General features: G+C 68.8%; 20 protein-coding genes. 15 read left to right on the top strand and 5 right to left on the bottom strand.

Translation table 11 applies throughout. The features are described 5' to 3' along the window. The first annotated feature begins 83 nt into the window (after positions 1-83). The 3 genes from AB0E69_RS32060 to AB0E69_RS32050 are packed head-to-tail and all read left to right on the top strand — an operon-like array spanning position 84 to position 2,609. Positions 84-650 carry a TetR/AcrR family transcriptional regulator gene (locus tag AB0E69_RS32060; RefSeq protein ID WP_360154684.1) on the top strand — a complete coding sequence of 189 codons (567 nt, stop codon included), beginning with the start codon at positions 84-86 and terminating at the stop codon, positions 648-650. 1 nt (position 651) lies between these two features. Continuing rightward, a complete protein-coding gene (locus AB0E69_RS32055) occupies positions 652-1,368 on the top strand; it encodes an SDR family oxidoreductase (RefSeq protein ID WP_360154681.1) in 717 nt (238 codons plus the stop codon). A 32-nt stretch (positions 1,369-1,400) separates the two neighbouring features. Continuing rightward, on the top strand, positions 1,401-2,609 hold the full coding sequence (locus AB0E69_RS32050; RefSeq protein WP_360154678.1) for an MFS transporter: 1,209 nt from the start codon (positions 1,401-1,403) through the stop codon (positions 2,607-2,609). Here the strand turns inward: AB0E69_RS32050 and AB0E69_RS32045 are convergent. Continuing rightward, positions 2,578-3,111 (bottom strand): NUDIX domain-containing protein, encoded by a 534-nt coding sequence (locus AB0E69_RS32045; protein WP_360154675.1) that lies wholly within the window; start codon positions 3,109-3,111, stop codon positions 2,578-2,580. The two genes, AB0E69_RS32050 and AB0E69_RS32045, sit on opposite strands and share 32 nt — an antisense overlap. Before the next feature lie 28 nt (positions 3,112-3,139). On the opposite strand from AB0E69_RS32045, the gene AB0E69_RS32040 reads away from it, so the two are divergent. Further along, positions 3,140-3,679 (top strand): hypothetical protein, encoded by a 540-nt coding sequence (locus tag AB0E69_RS32040; protein WP_360154672.1) that lies wholly within the window; start codon positions 3,140-3,142, stop codon positions 3,677-3,679. Here the strand turns inward: AB0E69_RS32040 and AB0E69_RS32035 are convergent. Together AB0E69_RS32035 and AB0E69_RS32030 are read right to left on the bottom strand one after the other, a co-directional pair. Then, positions 3,660-4,463 carry a deoxyribonuclease IV gene (locus tag AB0E69_RS32035; RefSeq protein WP_360154669.1) on the bottom strand — a complete coding sequence of 268 codons (804 nt, stop codon included), beginning with the start codon at positions 4,461-4,463 and terminating at the stop codon, positions 3,660-3,662. The genes AB0E69_RS32040 and AB0E69_RS32035 overlap by 20 nt on opposite strands. A gap of 54 nt (positions 4,464-4,517) precedes the next feature. Continuing rightward, on the bottom strand, positions 4,518-5,015 hold the full coding sequence (locus AB0E69_RS32030; RefSeq protein WP_360154666.1) for an Lrp/AsnC family transcriptional regulator: 498 nt from the start codon (positions 5,013-5,015) through the stop codon (positions 4,518-4,520). 94 nt (positions 5,016-5,109) lie between these two features. Between AB0E69_RS32030 and AB0E69_RS32025 the strand changes: the two genes are divergently transcribed. From AB0E69_RS32025 to rplI, 5 genes are all read left to right on the top strand, one after another. After that, positions 5,110-6,228 carry an MFS transporter gene (locus AB0E69_RS32025; protein ID WP_360154663.1) on the top strand — a complete coding sequence of 373 codons (1,119 nt, stop codon included), beginning with the start codon at positions 5,110-5,112 and terminating at the stop codon, positions 6,226-6,228. Positions 6,229-6,419: 191 nt separating this feature from the next. Then, a complete protein-coding gene (rpsF, locus tag AB0E69_RS32020) occupies positions 6,420-6,710 on the top strand; it encodes a 30S ribosomal protein S6 (protein WP_130386399.1) in 291 nt (96 codons plus the stop codon). Positions 6,711-6,805: 95 nt separating this feature from the next. Next, positions 6,806-7,378: a single-stranded DNA-binding protein gene (locus AB0E69_RS32015; protein ID WP_360154660.1), complete on the top strand. Its 573-nt coding sequence runs from the start codon at positions 6,806-6,808 to the stop codon at positions 7,376-7,378. Positions 7,379-7,448: 70 nt separating this feature from the next. Beyond that, the gene (rpsR, locus tag AB0E69_RS32010) at positions 7,449-7,682 is read left to right on the top strand and encodes a 30S ribosomal protein S18 (protein ID WP_360154657.1); all 234 of its coding nucleotides are present in this window, start codon (positions 7,449-7,451) and stop codon (positions 7,680-7,682) included. 14 nt (positions 7,683-7,696) lie between these two features. Beyond that, on the top strand, positions 7,697-8,143 hold the full coding sequence (gene rplI, locus AB0E69_RS32005) for a 50S ribosomal protein L9 (protein WP_360154653.1): 447 nt from the start codon (positions 7,697-7,699) through the stop codon (positions 8,141-8,143). Positions 8,144-8,195: 52 nt separating this feature from the next. Here the strand turns inward: rplI and AB0E69_RS32000 are convergent, their stop codons facing one another. Further along, positions 8,196-8,441 (bottom strand): hypothetical protein, encoded by a 246-nt coding sequence (locus tag AB0E69_RS32000; RefSeq protein WP_360154650.1) that lies wholly within the window; start codon positions 8,439-8,441, stop codon positions 8,196-8,198. After that, complete coding sequence (locus AB0E69_RS31995) at positions 8,438-9,895, bottom strand: hypothetical protein (RefSeq protein WP_360154647.1); 1,458 nt, start codon at positions 9,893-9,895, stop codon at positions 8,438-8,440. The genes AB0E69_RS32000 and AB0E69_RS31995 overlap by 4 nt, the downstream gene beginning before the upstream one ends. A gap of 248 nt (positions 9,896-10,143) precedes the next feature. On the opposite strand from AB0E69_RS31995, the gene AB0E69_RS31990 reads away from it, so the two are divergent. Genes AB0E69_RS31990 through AB0E69_RS31965 form a run of 6 tightly spaced genes read left to right on the top strand, consistent with a single transcriptional unit; the run spans position 10,144 to position 15,974 of the window. Then, the gene (locus tag AB0E69_RS31990; protein ID WP_360154644.1) at positions 10,144-10,764 is read left to right on the top strand and encodes a DUF6668 family protein; all 621 of its coding nucleotides are present in this window, start codon (positions 10,144-10,146) and stop codon (positions 10,762-10,764) included. Between the two features lie 39 nt (positions 10,765-10,803). Next, complete coding sequence (locus AB0E69_RS31985; protein WP_360154641.1) at positions 10,804-11,052, top strand: conjugal transfer protein TrbC; 249 nt, start codon at positions 10,804-10,806, stop codon at positions 11,050-11,052. 49 nt (positions 11,053-11,101) lie between these two features. Continuing rightward, the gene (locus tag AB0E69_RS31980) at positions 11,102-11,956 is read left to right on the top strand and encodes a hypothetical protein (protein WP_360154638.1); all 855 of its coding nucleotides are present in this window, start codon (positions 11,102-11,104) and stop codon (positions 11,954-11,956) included. Between the two features lie 50 nt (positions 11,957-12,006). Next, positions 12,007-12,861, top strand: a complete 855-nt coding sequence (locus AB0E69_RS31975) for a type IV secretion system protein (protein WP_360154635.1) — start codon at positions 12,007-12,009, stop codon at positions 12,859-12,861. A gap of 1 nt (position 12,862) precedes the next feature. Beyond that, positions 12,863-14,479 carry a hypothetical protein gene (locus tag AB0E69_RS31970; protein WP_360154632.1) on the top strand — a complete coding sequence of 539 codons (1,617 nt, stop codon included), beginning with the start codon at positions 12,863-12,865 and terminating at the stop codon, positions 14,477-14,479. Beyond that, positions 14,469-15,974 (top strand): SCO6880 family protein, encoded by a 1,506-nt coding sequence (locus AB0E69_RS31965; RefSeq protein ID WP_360154629.1) that lies wholly within the window; start codon positions 14,469-14,471, stop codon positions 15,972-15,974. The genes AB0E69_RS31970 and AB0E69_RS31965 overlap by 11 nt, the downstream gene beginning before the upstream one ends. Positions 15,975-15,979: the final 5 nt, after the last annotated feature.

Genomic DNA, 15,979 nt, shown 5'->3' with positions numbered 1-15,979 from the left:
GCGCGGGCGGTCTCGACGCCGATACCGGAGGTGCCTCCGGTTAGCAAGTCCGCTAGGTTTGGGTTTCTCGGAGGGAGGGGGAGATGGCTGCTACGGGGGAGCGTCCGCTGCGCGCGGATGCCCAGCGGAACCGCGATCAGGTCGTCGCCGCGGCGGCGAAGGCGTTCACGAAGTGCGGGCTGGAAGCGACGCTCGAGGGCATCGCGAAGGACGCCGGCGTCGGCATCGGCACGCTGTACCGGCACTTCCCGACCCGCGAGCTGCTGATCGAGGCGGCGTACCGGAACGAGCTCACCGCGGTCTGCGACGCGTCAGCCGAGCTGCTGGCGAAGCTGCCGCCGGACCAAGCGCTACGGGCCTGGATGGATCGCTTCATCGACTACATGGCCCGCAAGCGCGGGATGGCCGACGCACTGCGCGCCGTCTTCGCCTCCGGTGCGAACCCGTACGCCCAGAGCTTCGACCTGCTCGTCGGCGCCGTGCAGCCGCTGCTGGACGCCGGTGCGGCGGCGCAGCAGATCCGGTCCGACATCACCCCGGCTGATCTGCTGGTCAGCATCAGCGGCGTGGGTGGTGCCGCGGCCGACGACAGGGAGCAGGCGGGCCGCCTGCTCGACCTGCTGATGGACGGCCTGCGGTACCGGGCCTGACATGCAGCAGGTCGCACTGGTGACGGGCTCCACGTCAGGCATCGGAGCGGCCACGGTACGGCGGTTCGCCGCCGACGGCATGCGCGTCGCTGTGCACTCGCGCTCCAGCCGCGTCGCCGGAGTGGAACTGGCGGCCGAGCTGGGCGGCTCGTACCACCAGGCGGATCTCTCGGACGACGCGGCTGCCAGTGCGCTGGTCCCGAGCGTGCTGGCCGAGCACGGGCGGCTCGACGTACTGGTCAACAACGCCGGCATCAGCTGGCCGGTGCCGCACGACGACCTCGAAGGGCTGACCGCGGACGACTGGCGACGACTACTGGACGTCAACCTGATCGCTCCCTGGCTGCTGTGTACCGCGGCCCTCCCGGCGCTGCGCGAGTCCGGCGGCTGCATCGTCAACGTGACCAGCCACGCCGGCGTTCGACCTAAGGGCAGCTCGGTGGCGTACGCCGCCTCCAAGGCCGCACTGAACCACGTCACGAAGCTCCTGGCTGCCGCGCTCGGACCTGAGGTGCGAGTCAATGCGGTAGCGCCCGGGCTGGTCGACACTCCACTCACCGAGTCGTGGACCGCAGCCCAAGACCTGTGGAAAACCACCAGTCCGATGCGTCGTGCCGCTCAACCCGACGACGTCGCTGACCTCATCGCCGCGGTTGTCCACAACTCTTATCTGACAGGCGAAGTCATCCTCTTGGACGGCGGCCTGAACCTGCGCTGATTTCTGTCGGTGCGCCCCTCTACGCTCGCCGGGTGTCTTTGGGTCGAGACTTTCAACGGTTGTGGGTTGCGTTCACTGTCAGCGCCGTCGGATCGGCGGTAGGCCTCGGAGCACTGCCGCTGGTCGCGGTGCTGGTGCTCGATGCCAGTGCGGTCCAGGTGTCGCTGCTCGCGGCCTTGTCCGCCTTGGCCGGAGCCGCTCTCGGCCTGCCGATGGGCGACTTCATCGAGCAGCGGCGGAAGCGGCCGGTGATGATCGCGGCCGACCTGCTGCGGTTCGCCGTTCTGCTGTCCGTGCCGATCGCGGCGCTCTTCGATGCGCTGACTTATGCACAGCTGTGCATAGCGGGTGTCGTGCAGTCGGCCGCGACGATCGCGTTCCAGGCGGCGAGCGGCGCGCACCTGAAGGCGCTGGTTCCGGCGGCCGGGCGGGCGGAGGCGAACAGCAAGTTCGAGCAGACCAACTGGGTGTCGCTGACCGTCGGTCCGGCGCTCGGTGGCGGGCTGGTCAGCCTGGCCGGCGCGACCGTGACGATGGCGGTCGACGCGGTGTCGTTCCTCGGATCGGCGATCGGGATCCGGCGGATCGCCGTACCCGAGCCGGAGCCGGTGCGGCGGGAGGGCAAGGCGGATCTGACTGCGGGCTGGCGGTACATCCTGCGGCACCACGGGCTGCGGGCGCTGTTCTGGAACTCGCAGCTGTTCGGTGGTCCGGTGATGATGACGCCGCCGTTGCTGGCGGTGTTCATGCTGCGCGACCTGGGGCTGGCGCCGTGGAGCTACGGGGTGTTTCTGGGGGTCTCCTGCATCGGAGGGGTGATCGGTGCGCGGATGGCACCCCGACTGACCCGGCGGTACGGGCTGCACTGGATGCTGCTGGTCTTCGGCGTACTGCGGGCTCCCTGGATGCTGCTGTTTCCGCTGGCGCAGCCCGGTGCGAGCGGCTTCGTGCTGCTGACCGTTGCGGAGCTCGGCCTGTTGGTGGGCGCGGGTGCGTTCAACCCGTCGTTCGCGACGTACCGCATGGAGGTCACGGAGGACGGTCACATGGCACGGGTCGTGGGAGCGTGGGCCATCACCTCGCGGTGTGTGCAGCCGGCGTTCATCGCGCTCGGTGCTGGGCTCGTGGCGCTGATCGGGATGCGCGGCACACTGTGGGTCGCTGGTGCTTGCTGCACGCTCAGCGCCGTACTGCTGCCGTGGCGGTCGGCTAAACCAGCTCCATTGCCTGAGCCAGCCTGACGATCGGGCCCATGATCCCGCCCGGCTGAGCGTCGAGGTACTGCGCCGCCTGCTCGGGTGGCAGGACCAGGACCTCGGTGACCTGCTCGCCGTCGTCGGGGTTGGTGGGCGGGCCCTCGATGACGACGTCCGCGACGACGTTGGCCCAGTAGGAGACCGGGTGCGGGAGGTGCGGTCGGTACGGCGCCGGACGGCGGTGGTCGGCGCGATGCGCACCGAGCCAGGTGAGCTCGCCGGTCACCCGGGCGCCGGCTTCCTCGATCAGCTCACGACGGACCAGTTGCTCGATCGTCTCGCCCGGCTCGCGGGTGCCGCCGGGCAGGAAGCGCCAGCCGAGGTCGTTGCCGCAGACAACGATTCCGCCAGGCGTCCGGGCGACGACGTGCACGTTGCTGATCAGCTCGTCCGGCGGCGGCTCGACGGTGAACCGGACGTCGAGCTCACCCCACTCCCAGTAGCCGGGGGCGAACAGTTCGGGGAAACGGTCGGCCCACGGCTGCATGCGCTCATTCTGCGCTACCGTCTGCGCCATGGCCCACGCAGACCCGGATCCCGAGCGCAGCACCGAGTCCGCGGCCGACCCCGACGCCGAACCGCCCACCCCGTCAGATCCTGCAGGCGACCCGGAGGCCGACACCGAGGCTGACAACGAGCCCGACGCCGAGGCCGAACCGCAGCCGGATCCCGAGAAGGCGCAGCGGACCGAGGCCCGGTTCCTCTGGATGTGCGGGTGGCTGACGCTGCTCGTCGGCGTGTTCCTGCTGTCCGACAACCTGCGTGACAACGGCAAGTACGGCGCCGGCGCCTGGCTCGGAGTGGTCGTCGTCGTGCTGTGCCTGCTCGCGCTGATCGCGGCGTACGTCCTCTGCGCGCTCGACCGGAGCAGCCTGCGGACTCGGCTGGTCGGTCCGGTGGACCTGTTCCAGCTGACGACCGTGCTGATGCTGGTCACGATCATCGTCGGCGTCCTGGTGCCGCCGCAGAACCGCACCGCGCTCGCGCTGATCCTCCCGTGGGGCCTCAGCTACTGGCTCTACAACCTGCCGCGAACTACTTCAGATGAGTCCTGAGGTAGTCCATATCGGCCTTCTGGCCCTCGGTGCCGTTGGGCGTCTCGACGACGACCGGAGCGCCGGCGGCCTGCACGACCGCGACGATCTGGGCCGGGTCGATGTGACCCTCCTCGAAGTTGCTGTGCCGGTCCGCGCCGGAGGCGAACTCGTCGCGTGACCCGTTGGCGTGCACCAGGTCGATCCGGCCGGTGATGGCCTTGACCCGCTCGACGACCGTGGTCAGATCCTCGCCGGCCGCGTGGAAGTGGCAGGTGTCCAGGCAGAAGCCGACGTTCTCCAGGCGGTCGTTGCCCGACGCCTGAACCGCCTCCCACAGCCGCGCGATCCGGTCCAGCTGGCGGGCCATCGCGTTTTCACCGCCCGCGGTGTTCTCGATCAGCAGCGGGACCGGGAGCTCGGCCCGCTCGATGCACTTGCGCCAGTTGTCGAAGCCGGCCTCCGGGTCGTCCTCGTCGCCGACGTGGCCGCCGTGCACGATCACGCCCTTGACGTCGATCTCGGCCGCCTTGTCGAGCGTCTGCTGCAGCAGCTTGCGGCTGGGGATGCGGATCCGGTTGTTCGTGTTCGCCACGTTCAGCCGGTACGGCGCGTGCACGTAGAGATCGACGCCTGCGCTGGCAGCGCGCTCCTTCAGCGCCTCTTCGCCGTCGGCGTACGCGAGCTTGGGTGCCTTGTAGTCCTGCGGGTTGCCGAGGAAGAACTGCACCAGGTCGGCGCCGCGGGCGGCCGCCTCGGCCAGCGGGTCTTCCTGGTCCACGTGGGCACCGAGCTTCACAGTCATGACCCCACCCTAGAACCGCCCTCGGACAGTTGCCGATTCCTCCCCGTCCCGATCTCAGTCACCCCATCCGGCGGACCGGGTCACCGTCCGCTCAGCACTGGCCTGCTGCACGGGACGCCCCTCGAACTCGGTGGACAGCACGATGTGGGTGTTCATCTCGCCGTGCTCGCCCAGCCGCTCGAACAGGCCCTCCAGATGGCGCATGGACGTGACCCGCACCCGCAGCATGGAGCAGGAGTTGCCACTGAGCTTGTGGATCTCCAGCACCTCCGGGAAGTCCTCGGCGCGGGTCGTCTTCAGCAGGCAGCGGCCCGTAGTGCACCGCATCTGTACGAAGGCCGACAGCGGCTGACCGGCTCGGGCCGGGTCGACCTCGGCGCGGTACCCCGTGATCACACCGGCCTCCTCGAGCCGCCGTACCCGGTCCGCGACGGCCGGTGGGGACAGGTTCACCCGCTTGCCGAGCTGGTTGAAGGACAGGCGGCCGTCGGACTGCAGCTCCGCCAGGATCTGCCAGTCGGTCGAGTCCAGATCGCGCTCCTGAAAGGTCATGTCCCCAGAACACCTTCGAGATCGCTCCTCCACAAGGCCTGACGCCTTTCATTGTGCCTTCAGCGGCGAGGCGCGCCTTTCTAGCGTGGTAGGCATGCTGATCCCCGTCGTTCTCGCCGCCGCCCTGATGAACGCCGCGATGGTCGCTGCCAGCGCAGTGAGCGCCATCCTGATCGCCGACGACCTCGGTCCAGCGCTGGCTGGTCTACCCAACACAGCAGGGGTGCTGGGCACGGCAGCCGGCGCCATGCTCGTCGGCCGCTGGACCGGCCGGATCGGACGCGCCCAAGCCCTCCGGACCGGGTACGGCGTCGGCGTCGCCGGCGGAGCGCTCGCCGTACTGGCCGCTGTGGGTATGCCGATCGCCCTCCTCTTCGCCGGCATGTTCCTGCTCGGTGTCGGCAACGCTGCGAGCCTCTTGTCCCGGTACGCCGCGGCAGACGTCGTACCGCCGGCACGACGGGCCCGTGCGATGAGCACTGTCGTCTGGGCCAGCACTGTGGGCGCAGCGGGTGGACCGTTCCTCATGGCGCCCTCGCAGTCGTTCGCCTTGTCCTTTGGGCTTCCTGCGCTGGCTGGTCCGTTCCTGCTCGCACTAGCTGCCGTGTTTGCCGCACTGGTTGCCTCTAGCTACCTACGTACCGCTCCGGCTCAGGCGCCTGTGCCTGCTGAGGTCACGTCTCATGGCACAGGAGTGTTGCTGCCTGCTGCGGTGATGATCGTCGGCCAGTTGGTGATGGTCGGACTGATGACCGCCGTACCAGTGCATGCGCATCACCACGGCGACGGTCTGGGTCTGCTTGGCCTGATGCTGTCCGCTCACACGCTGGGCATGTTCGCTCTGTCCCCGCTGACCGGCTGGTGCATCGACCGCTTCGGCGCGCGTCCAGTGGCCACCGCGGGCCTGGCTCTACTACTGGCGTCCGGAGTACTCATCACGCAGACCGGTCTGCTCTTCACACCGGCCCTCTTCCTCCTCGGCTACGCGTGGAACCTCTGCTACCTGGCTGGCAGCGCCCAGCTCTCCACCGCCCTCGAGAGCAAGGTCGAATCGTCGATCTGGACCATCTCCGCAGCCGCCACGGCCAGCTCCCCCTGGCTCTTCACGCTTGGCGGCTTCCCCCTGCTGTCCGCGTTCGCCTGTGCGCTGGCCGCGCCGCTCCTGGTATGGACACTCCGGCTCCGGAGAGTGACAATGATCGACGCGTCGTGATCGAAAGCGGCCTGTGGATATGGTCAAGAGGCCGTCCGGACGCTGGTATTCTCTTGGTTGTGGCCCGGTCCATCGACCGGGCTCGTTGCTTGGCGCCGGCGGCAAGTGCCGGTGCGGAGCAGACAATCGCATCGCCCTCCTGCCACGGAGAGACCGTGGCCGCCAAAGTCCGAAGGAGGTGGAGTTCGCGCATGCGTCGTTACGAAGTCATGGTGATTCTCGACCCGGAGCTCGATGAGCGCACCGTTGAGCCGTCGATCGACCAGTACCTGAACATCGTCCGCAAGGAAGGTGGCACGGTCGAGAAGCTCGACATCTGGGGTCGTCGGAAGCTCGCCTACGACGTCAAGAAGAAGTCCGAAGGCATCTATGCCGTCGTCGACCTGACCGCCGAGCCGGCGGTCGTGAAGGAGCTCGACCGTCAGCTCACGCTGAACGAGTCGATCCTGCGCACCAAGGTCATCCGGCCGGACCAGCACTGAACCTGGGGTCGTCCTCAGCCATCGGTACTGTCGGCACCGGCCGCTATTACTGACAGCTGTAGACACAGCCACACCCGATAGCAGGAGGAACGGCAATGGCAGGCGAACCACCCATCACCCTGATCGGAAACCTCACGGGTGATCCGGAACTGCGATTCACGCCCTCAGGGGCGGCGGTGGCGAATTTCACCATCGCATCCACTCCGCGGACGCTGGACCGGCAGAGCAACGAGTGGAAGGACGGGGAGACCCTCTTCATCTCGTGCTCGGTCTGGCGTCAGGTCGCCGAGAACGTTGCCGAGTCCCTGACCCGTGGTTCCCGGGTCGTCGTGCACGGGCGCCTGAAGGCGCGCAGCTACGACGACCGCGACGGGAACAAGCGCACCGTCTTCGAGTGTGACGTCGAGGAGATCGGCGCCAGCATGCGGTACGCGACGCTGAAGATCTCCAAGACCTCGCGTTCCGACGGTGGCGGCGGTGGCTTCGGTGGTGGCGGTGGCAACCAGGGCGGCGGCAACCAGGGTGGTGGCTACGGCGGCGGCCAGGGTGGCGCCCCGCAGCAGAACGACCCCTGGGCGACGCCGCAGGGTGGTGGCGGCCAGTCCGCCCCGCAGAACGACCCCTGGGCCAGCCAGGGCGGCGGCTCGATGGAAGAGCCTCCGTTCTGATCTGCCCGACCAACCCGTAAGTGACCATTCCGGCATTCGTGCCGGGCTCTAGTAGGAAGAGAGCACCACAATGGCCAAGATCATTCGGAAGCCGAAGAAGAAGGTTTGCGGCTTCTGCAAGGACAAGAGCCCGTACGTCGACTACAAGGACACCGCGCTGCTGCGCAAGTTCATCTCGGACCGCGGCAAGATCCGCGCCCGCCGGGTGACCGGGAACTGCGTGCAGCACCAGCGCGACGTGGCCACCGCAATCAAGAACGCTCGTGAGGTGGCACTGCTGCCGTACACGAGCACGGCTCGCTGAGGGAGGCGCGGACCATGAAGCTCATCCTGTCTCAGGAGGTCGAGGGCCTCGGGGCTCCCGGCGACATCGTCGAGGTCAAGGACGGCTACGGCCGGAACTACCTCGTCCCGCGCGGCCTGGCCATCGGCTGGACCCGTGGCGCCGAGAAGCAGATCCAGACGATCAAGCGGGCGCGCGACGCCCGGGCGATCCAGGGCAAGGAGCACGCGAGCGAGGTCAAGAACCAGCTCGAGCAGCTCTCGGTGAAGCTCGACGTCAAGGCCGGTGACACCGGCCGCCTGTTCGGCTCGGTCACCCCGGCCGACATCGCCGGCGCCATCAAGGCCGCCGGCGGACCGCTGGTCGAGAAGCGCGCGATCGCTGTCGGATCGCCGATCAAGACCACCGGCAAGCACCAGGTCTCGGTGCAGCTCCACCCCGAGGTGGCCGCCACGGTCCGCCTCGAGGTCGCTGCGGTCTGACCCAGCACCCTCGAAGGCCCGTGCCACCCACACCGGGAGGCACGGGCCTTCGCTACTTCTTCACGACCTTCGGCCAGGTCGCCGGTGCCGGGTCCGTGCTGCCGCTGCCGTCATCGGACTTGATCACCTTGGGCCAGGTCGCCGCCACCGGGTCCGACCCGGAGCCGGTGGCGTCCGGCTCCTGCATCTTCGGCCATTCGGGCGGCGGTGGATCCTCGTCCGCCACCGCGGCCACCGGGGGCAGCAGCAGCGCCAGCCCGGTCAGCAGCGCGATTGCCGTTCGGCCGAGCGTTCTCACTGCTTGTCCAGCGCGTACAGGACGTCGTCGTGGCCGTCGTAGTGGACGACGATGGCGTGCGTACCGGCGATACCCCACGGACGCGCCGTGGTGTCCGCGAGCACCCGCTGCGAGCGTCCAGGATTGACCAGGTACAGATCGCCGCTGACGGTGCCGTAGATCGACGTACCCTGCAGCGACAGCGGGTGGAAGTCGTTGATGTGCACGCTCTTGTGGGTGCTGAAGTTGATCAGGCACGGGCCCCAGGCGGCGACCCGGTTGCCGGGGTCCGGGAGCCAGCTCCAGCCGTCCACGTCCGAAGCACCGGCGTTCTGGCAGGTCGCGACGACCGAGCCGTCCACCGTCGACTGCACGGACGGGATCACCGTCTCCGGCGTCGCCGTGTTCCAGGCGACCAGCACCCGGCCTGGGCTGGCCGACACGATGTGGTTGATGTCCTTCGCGCCGGCCGGCTTCTTCAGCCCGACGATCTGCTGGTCCTTGCCGGGCTGGCTCCAGTACAAGGGGCCTGTGTAGCGCGCGGACAGCATCCGGTCGCCTTCTGCGAGCAGGATCGTCGCCAACCGCTTCACGTCGGTCAACGGCTTGAGCTCGCCACCGCTCACCACGCTCGCTTCGGTGCCGGAGCTCAGCACCACCAGGGGCGAGGTGCCGAAGAACTGGACGTCGGCCCCGTCCGGGAGCTCGATCTCGGTGGCGCGGGCGCCGTTGCCGGCCCAGTAGTACAAGGTCCTCGAGGTCACCACTGCCAGCACCGGCTTGGCATCGACCGTGGTGTAGACCGGACTCTCGGCGTCGTTCGGCACCTTGTCCTGCCACTTGACCTTGCCGTTGGTGTCGAACACGGCGACCTTGTGGTCCGTCGTCAGGATGGCGACCTCGGTGCCGTCCGGGGCAACGGCGGGTTGCGAGTCACGGGCAATGTTCACCGTCCAGTCCGCCTGGGCGGTGAAGCCTGGCGGGGCCGGCCGGACCGTGAACTGGTCCGGCCCGACGCTCGGTCCGGGCAGCGCCGGCAGCGTCGGCGACGCAGTGCTCGTCGGCTTCTTGTTGCCGAGGTGGTCCTTGAGTACTGCGAGGTAGAAGATCGTGCTGAGGATCAGGACGCTGCCGACCACCATCGCGACGACGATCGGCCAGATCGGCTTCTGCCCGTTGCCCCCGCCGCCCCCGCCGCCGCCACCGCGGCTCTTCCGTCCGGTCTCGGCCTCGACCGACTCGACCTGTCCGTCCGGGTGGATGATCAGCGGCCAGGACGCGCCGTCGGCCTCCACCGCGGTCGCCTTCACCGCCCGGCCGAGCTGGGCGGCCCGCTCGCTGACGATCGCGATCGCGGCCTGCCGCGGGTCGTGGTGGTTGACCGGGTGGCTGCGGCCGGCGATCTTCACTTCGGCGTTGTGGTCGTCGTACAGCCGAATCGTGACCTTGGGCCAGGACGGGATCTTATCCGCCACGATGACCTCTCATTCCCGCCACAGATCTCCCTCGTTCATCCGACGCGGACGTCCTCGTTCTAGCATGTCCCCCGCACGAGGCATGCCAGGGAATCCGGGCAGGCAGAAACCACGCGAGCCCGGCGGCTCGACTGACCCCGACAAGGGGGTAGAAACATCCTCGCCTGTGGATGGGTCACGAAAGTACACCCGGAAAGCGAGAGAATACTGTGGGCGACAGCCTGTGACGCACCGCGAGAGGAGGGGGCATGACGCAGAACCCGTGGACGCGGCAACAGTCTCCGGGTCCGGAACAGCCGTCACCCGCCCCCTCAGCTCAGCCGGACCTGGCGCCACGAGGCCCGTCCGCTCCTCAGCACGGCGTACCGGCGCCGGCGGAGGACGAACGGCTGCCCAAGTTCGCGATTCCGGTGGCAGACACGCTGTGGTGGGTCGGTGTGCACGGCGGTGCCGGCGAGACCACGATGTCGCACCTCCTGCCCGGGACCCGGGCGGCCGGCCACCGCTGGCCGATCCCGCCGCCACCGGTGCCGACGCCGGTCATCCTGGTCGCCCGGACGCACGGATCCGGCCTGCGCGCAGCGCAGCGGGCCGCGATCGAGTGGGCGTCCGGCGTGGTCCAGGGGGTCGCGGTGCTCGGGCTGGTGCTGATCGCGGACGCCCCCGGCCGGTTGCCCCGCGTGCTCGACGACTTCGCCGACATCGTCGGCGGCGGCGTGCCCAGAGTGTGGGACATCCCGTGGATCGAGGAGTGGCGCAGAGGGGAGGCACCCTCTCCTGACAACACTCCGGACGAAGTTTTCGAAGTCCTTGAATCCATCTACGCTCTTCGCGCGTCAAACCCAGCGGACTACCCCGCCCCGTACTGAAAGGGATTCATCCTCATGATGTTGGTACACCACGTTGTCATGGAGCTCCAGACGCTGCCGCTCGAGGCACCGCCCGGCGTCAAGGACAACTTCGACAAGATCCTCGGCTGGGTCAAGTGGGTCGCGTACTCGGTCTGCACGGTCGGCATCCTGATCGCCGGCGGCATGATGGCGGTCGGCCAGCGCCGCGGCGAGGGTGGCGAGCACGCGGCCCGGCTCGGCTGGGTCCTCGCGGCCTGCATCGTCATCGGTGCGGCGACAGCCATCACGGACGTCTTCAACAAGTGACGTGATCCTGGTACGTGGCGAGCTGCGCGGAGGCTGACAGCAGGTGGGCATGTTCAGCAGGAACCCGGACTCCGGTGACGACAAGGACGACGGCGACGGGACCAGCTTCTGGCAGGAGCGTGGTTTCGTCGCCGGCGGAATCGTCATCGGTGCGGTCCTGATCTGCCTGCTGGTCTGGTTCCTCGCCCGTGACAACGCGGACCCGTCCGCCCAGCCGAGCGAGAACCAGAGCACCTCCGTCCCCAGCGAGCCGGAGTCCACCGGGGAGCCGAGTGGGCCACCGGCCACACCGGAGACCCAGGTGCCGCTGGGCACCAAGACTCCCAAGCCGACACCGCCGCCGCTCCACAACGGCACCGGTGGCTGCCACGACGCACGGCCGAACCAGCAGGTCCCGCAGCTCGCGCCGCCCGCGGTCAGCTGGCAGTTCGACGGCGACATGCTGATCCCGTTGCAGGCGGAGGCCGGCCCGGCCGAGACCTCGCCGAGCGGCGTCCGGTCGTGCTTCGCCAAGTCGCCGACCGGCGCGGTGTTCGCGGCGATGGTCCTGCTCGGCCAGCTCGCCAACCAGCAGGTCGCCGAGGACGTGCTGCAGGCCAGGGTGCTGCCCGGCCCCGGCCGGGAGAAGGCGCTGGCGCAAGCCAGGGACACGTCCACGCCGCCGACCCCGATCGGGGTGCAGTTCGCCGGGTTCAAGGTGATCGACTACTACGGGAACCGCGCGGTGATCCAGGTCGCCGCGAAGATCAACGAGCAGGCGGTCGCCGCCCTGCCGGTGACCATGCAGTGGACCAAGGGTGACTGGAAGGCGGTGCTGCAGCCGGACGGCAGCTTCAACGGCCAGGTCAAGCCCGACGTCCTGCAGACCATGGACGGCTACGTCAAGTTCAGTGGGGCGGACTGATGATCGCGCTGGGATGTTCGTGGTGGCCCTGGGACTGGGACGACTGCGTCATGGAGGTCATCAACTCCGTGATGCAGGCGGCCCTCGGCGGATTCTTCAAGCTGATCTTCAACGCCATCGCCGCGGTCGTGGTGGCCGCGGTCGAGGCGGTGCTGAAGGCGGTCGGCTTCCTGTGGATCTACATCAAGACGCCGGACGTCAGTACCAACGGCACCGTCACCTTCATCCAGACGCACACCAGCTTCATCGTGGTCTTCGTGGCCGCGATCGCGATCATCATCGGCGCGGTCCAGATGGCCGTCTCGTACCGCGGTGAGCCGGCCCGGGAGATGCTGCGGTCGCTGCTCACGCTGACCGTCGTGAGCGGTGGCTCGGCGACCTTCGCGGCGGTGCTGATCCAAAGCTCCGACGAGTTCTCCAGCTGGATCATCGGCCAGGCGCTCGGGGCCAACGACGATGCCTTCGCGAAATCGCTGGCCACCCTGATGGTCGAGCCGCTCAAGAGTCCCACGGAGACGCTGGGCTTCGTGCTGGTCATCTTCGTCGGCATCCTGATGGTGATCACCGCCATCATCCAGCTCGCCCTGATGATCGTCCGGTACGGGATGCTCGTGCTGCTGGTCGCCATGCTGCCGCTGACCGCCGCCGCGACCAACACCGAGATGGGCATGAGCTGGTTCAAGCGGGCCCTCGGCTGGCTGGCCGGATTCATCATCTACAAACCGGTCGCGGCGCTGATCTACGCCGCCGCGATCCATCTGATGTCGGTCCCGAAACCCGCGGGTGGCACGGCGCCGGACGGTACTCCGGAAACCCTCAAGATCATCATGGGCGTGACGATGATGATCGTCGCAGTGGTCGCGCTGCCGGCCATTCTCCGCTTCGTCGCACCGAAGGCGTCCTGACATGATTCCGCTCGCTTGGTACGACATCCTGCTCGACGCCGTCAACTGGGCGCTGAAGACGTTCGTCGGAGGTCTGATCACGATGCTCTTCCAGCCGATTCTGGACGCGATCGCGAACGCGGTCGGCCTGATCATGAGCACGATCGGTACGTTCTGGATCTACGTCCCGACGATTGCTGTCGGCGACGGCAACGGACATCCGGCGAACGGCACCATCGACTGGGTCTGGGGCCACACCTCGTTCATCGCGGTGTTCATCGCCGCGATCGGGGTGGTGGTCGGTGGGATGCGGATGGCCTGGAGCCAGCGCGGCGAGGAGGCCCGGGAGATCCTCAAGTCGCTGCTCACGCTGGCGACCGCGTCGGTCTTCGCGATCTCGGTCGCCCAGGTGCTGGTCGAGGTCGGCGACAAGTTCTCCGACTGCATCGTCACCACCGCTCTGGCGAAGGGGAACCAGGGCTGGGTCTGCGGTCTCGGTGCCGGCGGTGCCGAGGACTTCGGCAAGGCGATGATCACGCTGCTCGGCTTCACCGTGGCCGCCGCCGGCCCGCTCGGGGTCGGGTTGCTGATCACCATCGGCATCCTCTGCGTGATCGCGGGCGTGATCCAGATCGTGCTGATGGTGGTGCGCAGCGCGATGCTGATCCTGCTGATCGGCGTACTGCCGATCGCGGCCGCCGCGACCAACACCGAGATGGGCAAGCAGTGGTTCAAGAAGATCGTCGCCTGGCTGGCCGCGTTCATCCTGTACAAGCCGGTGGCCGCGATCGTCTACGCGACCGCGATCCGGCTGACCACGAACAACGGCGACCTGAGCTTCGACGCGAACGACATCGGCAACCAGATCATGAACATGGTCACCGGCGTCACGATGCTGGTGCTCGCGCTGTTCGCGCTGCCGGCGCTGATGCGATTCATCGTGCCGATGGTTGCCGCGACCGCGGGTGCGGCTGGTGCGGGTGCGCTGGCCGCCAAGATGCTCGGCGGCGTGGCCGGTCAGAAGATGGCCGAGCACTCGCAGAACGCGGTCGGTGAGACCAGCGGCGAGGGCAGCAACGCGGAAGGCCCGTCCGGCGCACAGAACGTTGGCCGACCGAAGCCCAACTCCCAAGGCCCGTCCGGCGGCGGCGAAGGCGGCGGCGGAGGCGCCCCAGAGGGGGCCGAGGGTGCGGCCGGCGGCGGTGAAGGCGGTGCCGCCGCAGCTGCCGGCGGTGAAGGCGGAGCGGCTGCCGCTGCTGGAGGTGGCGGTGGCGGTGGAGCGGCTGCTGCCGCCGGTGGTGGCGCTGCCGCCGCGGCGCCACCTCTCGCGGCAGCGGCGGCGTTGTACCAGGCCGGCAAGGCGGCCCACTCCGGTGTCAAGCATGGCGTCAAGGAGGCGTTCGCCGGTGACAGCGGCGAGATCGGCCAAGGCGACGGTGGTGGCGGTGGTGGGGGTGGCGGCCAGGGCGGTGGTGGTGGCGGGGGTGGTCCATCGGGTGCCGGTGGCTCCCCGCAGCAGGACCCGGGCCGCAGCGGGTCGTACCGGCAGCAGCGGAACCGCGACGAAGACCGGCGGCAGCTGTACGAAGACCGCGAGCGACAGAACCGGATGAGAGACGACGGACCAAGTGGCAGCTGAGAGCATTCGCCGCGTATCGCGGACCTACGGCAACTGGCGCAAGCCCGCCTCGGCGGGCATCGCCGGGCTGGGCACGCTCGGCACGATGCTGATGATGGGCGGCCTGATCGCCACCGTCTTCGCGTCGATGGCCGGCGGCCTCGGCGCCGCGTTCGTCACGCTGATCATCGTCGGCGTCTCGCTGCTGATGCTGATGACCAAGGACAAGCACGGCCTGTCCACCCTGCAACGGCTTTCGATCCGCATTGGATGGCAACGAGCGAAAATGGCTAAGCACAACCTCTACCGTTCCGGTCCGGTCGGGCGGACGCCGTGGGGCAAGTTCCAGCTGCCCGGTCTGGCCGCCGCGTCGCAGCTGAGCGAGTTCCAGGACTCGTACGGGCGGCCGTTCGCGCTGCTGTTCTACCCGAGCACCCGGCACTTCACGGTCGTCATCAACGCCGAGCCCGACGGTGCGTCGCTGGTCGACGAGGAGCAGATCGACGTCTGGGTCGCGCACTGGGGCCAGTGGCTCGCCTCGCTCGGCCACGAGCCGGGCATCGTGGCCGCGTCGGTGACGGTCGAGAGCGCGCCCGACACGGGGATCCGGCTGCGCCGCGAGGTCGGCAACAACATGATGGACGGGTCGCCGGCGATCGCGCGGGCGATGCTGACCGAGGTCGTGCAGTCGTACCCGGAGGGCTCCGCGCTGGTGGCGGCCCGGGTCGCGCTCACCTTCAAGGGCACCGACCGGAACGGCAAGCGCCGCAAGGAAGAGGACATGGGCCGCGAGCTCGCCTCCCGGCTGCCCGCGCTGACCCAGAGCCTCAACGCCACTGGCGCCGGGGCGGCCCGGCCGGTCGCCGCGCAGGAGCTGTGCGAGAGCATCCGGATCGCCTACGACCCGGCGGCCGCCGTACTGATCGACGAGGCGCGCGGCCAGGGCATGCCGCCGGAGCTGCAGTGGACCGATGTCGGTCCGGCGGCGGCGCAGGCGTTCTGGGACAAGTACCGGCACGACTCCGCGTGGTCGGTGACCTGGCAGATGTCGCAGGCACCGCGCGGCGAGGTGTTCTCGTCGGTGCTGTCGCAGTTGGTCGCCCCGCACCCGGACATCGACCGCAAGCGGGTCACGCTGCTCTACCGCCCGCTGGACGCGGCGACGACGGCCCGCATGGTCGAGGCCGACAAGCGCAACGCGACATTCCGCGCGACGACCTCGCAGCGGCCGTCCGCGCGCTCGCTGGCCGAGGCCCGGGCCGCCGACCGGACGGCGCAGGAAGAGGCTCGGGGCGCGGGTCTGGTCAACTTCGGCATGGTCGTGACCGGCACGGTGATGACCGCCGAGCAGATTCCGGACATGATCGCTGCAATCGACAACCTGGGCGCGACCGCGCGCGTCCTGCTCCGGCCGGCGTACGGCTCGCAGGACTCCGCGTTCGTGGCCGCTCTGCCGCTCGGCGTCGTGGTGCAGAGCCACCTGTCCGTCCCGGCCGGGATCCGCGAGTCGCTCTGACAGCT

It is taken from the genome of Kribbella sp. NPDC026611 (assembly GCF_040638345.1).
GTDB lineage: Bacteria > Actinomycetota > Actinomycetes > Propionibacteriales > Kribbellaceae > Kribbella.
Note: the sequence above shows the minus strand (reverse complement) of the source record. Positions and strands in the feature narration are given on the sequence as shown.

Coding starts and splice junctions, on each gene's coding strand:
- AB0E69_RS32035 (WP_360154669.1), bottom strand. CDS start 4,463: ATGACTGTGAAGCTCGGTGCCCACGTGGACCAGGAAGACCCGCTGGCC.
- AB0E69_RS32030 (WP_360154666.1), bottom strand. CDS start 5,015: ATGACCTTTCAGGAGCGCGATCTGGACTCGACCGACTGGCAGATCCTG.
- AB0E69_RS32025 (WP_360154663.1), top strand. CDS start 5,110: ATGCTGATCCCCGTCGTTCTCGCCGCCGCCCTGATGAACGCCGCGATG.
- AB0E69_RS31990 (WP_360154644.1), top strand. CDS start 10,144: ATGACGCAGAACCCGTGGACGCGGCAACAGTCTCCGGGTCCGGAACAG.
- AB0E69_RS31985 (WP_360154641.1), top strand. CDS start 10,804: ATGGAGCTCCAGACGCTGCCGCTCGAGGCACCGCCCGGCGTCAAGGAC.
- rplI (WP_360154653.1), top strand. CDS start 7,697: ATGAAGCTCATCCTGTCTCAGGAGGTCGAGGGCCTCGGGGCTCCCGGC.
- AB0E69_RS32060 (WP_360154684.1), top strand. CDS start 84: ATGGCTGCTACGGGGGAGCGTCCGCTGCGCGCGGATGCCCAGCGGAAC.
- AB0E69_RS31975 (WP_360154635.1), top strand. CDS start 12,007: ATGGAGGTCATCAACTCCGTGATGCAGGCGGCCCTCGGCGGATTCTTC.
- AB0E69_RS32015 (WP_360154660.1), top strand. CDS start 6,806: ATGGCAGGCGAACCACCCATCACCCTGATCGGAAACCTCACGGGTGAT.
- rpsR (WP_360154657.1), top strand. CDS start 7,449: ATGGCCAAGATCATTCGGAAGCCGAAGAAGAAGGTTTGCGGCTTCTGC.
- rpsF (WP_130386399.1), top strand. CDS start 6,420: ATGCGTCGTTACGAAGTCATGGTGATTCTCGACCCGGAGCTCGATGAG.
- AB0E69_RS32055 (WP_360154681.1), top strand. CDS start 652: ATGCAGCAGGTCGCACTGGTGACGGGCTCCACGTCAGGCATCGGAGCG.
- AB0E69_RS32040 (WP_360154672.1), top strand. CDS start 3,140: ATGGCCCACGCAGACCCGGATCCCGAGCGCAGCACCGAGTCCGCGGCC.
- AB0E69_RS31970 (WP_360154632.1), top strand. CDS start 12,863: ATGATTCCGCTCGCTTGGTACGACATCCTGCTCGACGCCGTCAACTGG.
- AB0E69_RS32045 (WP_360154675.1), bottom strand. CDS start 3,111: ATGCAGCCGTGGGCCGACCGTTTCCCCGAACTGTTCGCCCCCGGCTAC.
- AB0E69_RS31980 (WP_360154638.1), top strand. CDS start 11,102: ATGTTCAGCAGGAACCCGGACTCCGGTGACGACAAGGACGACGGCGAC.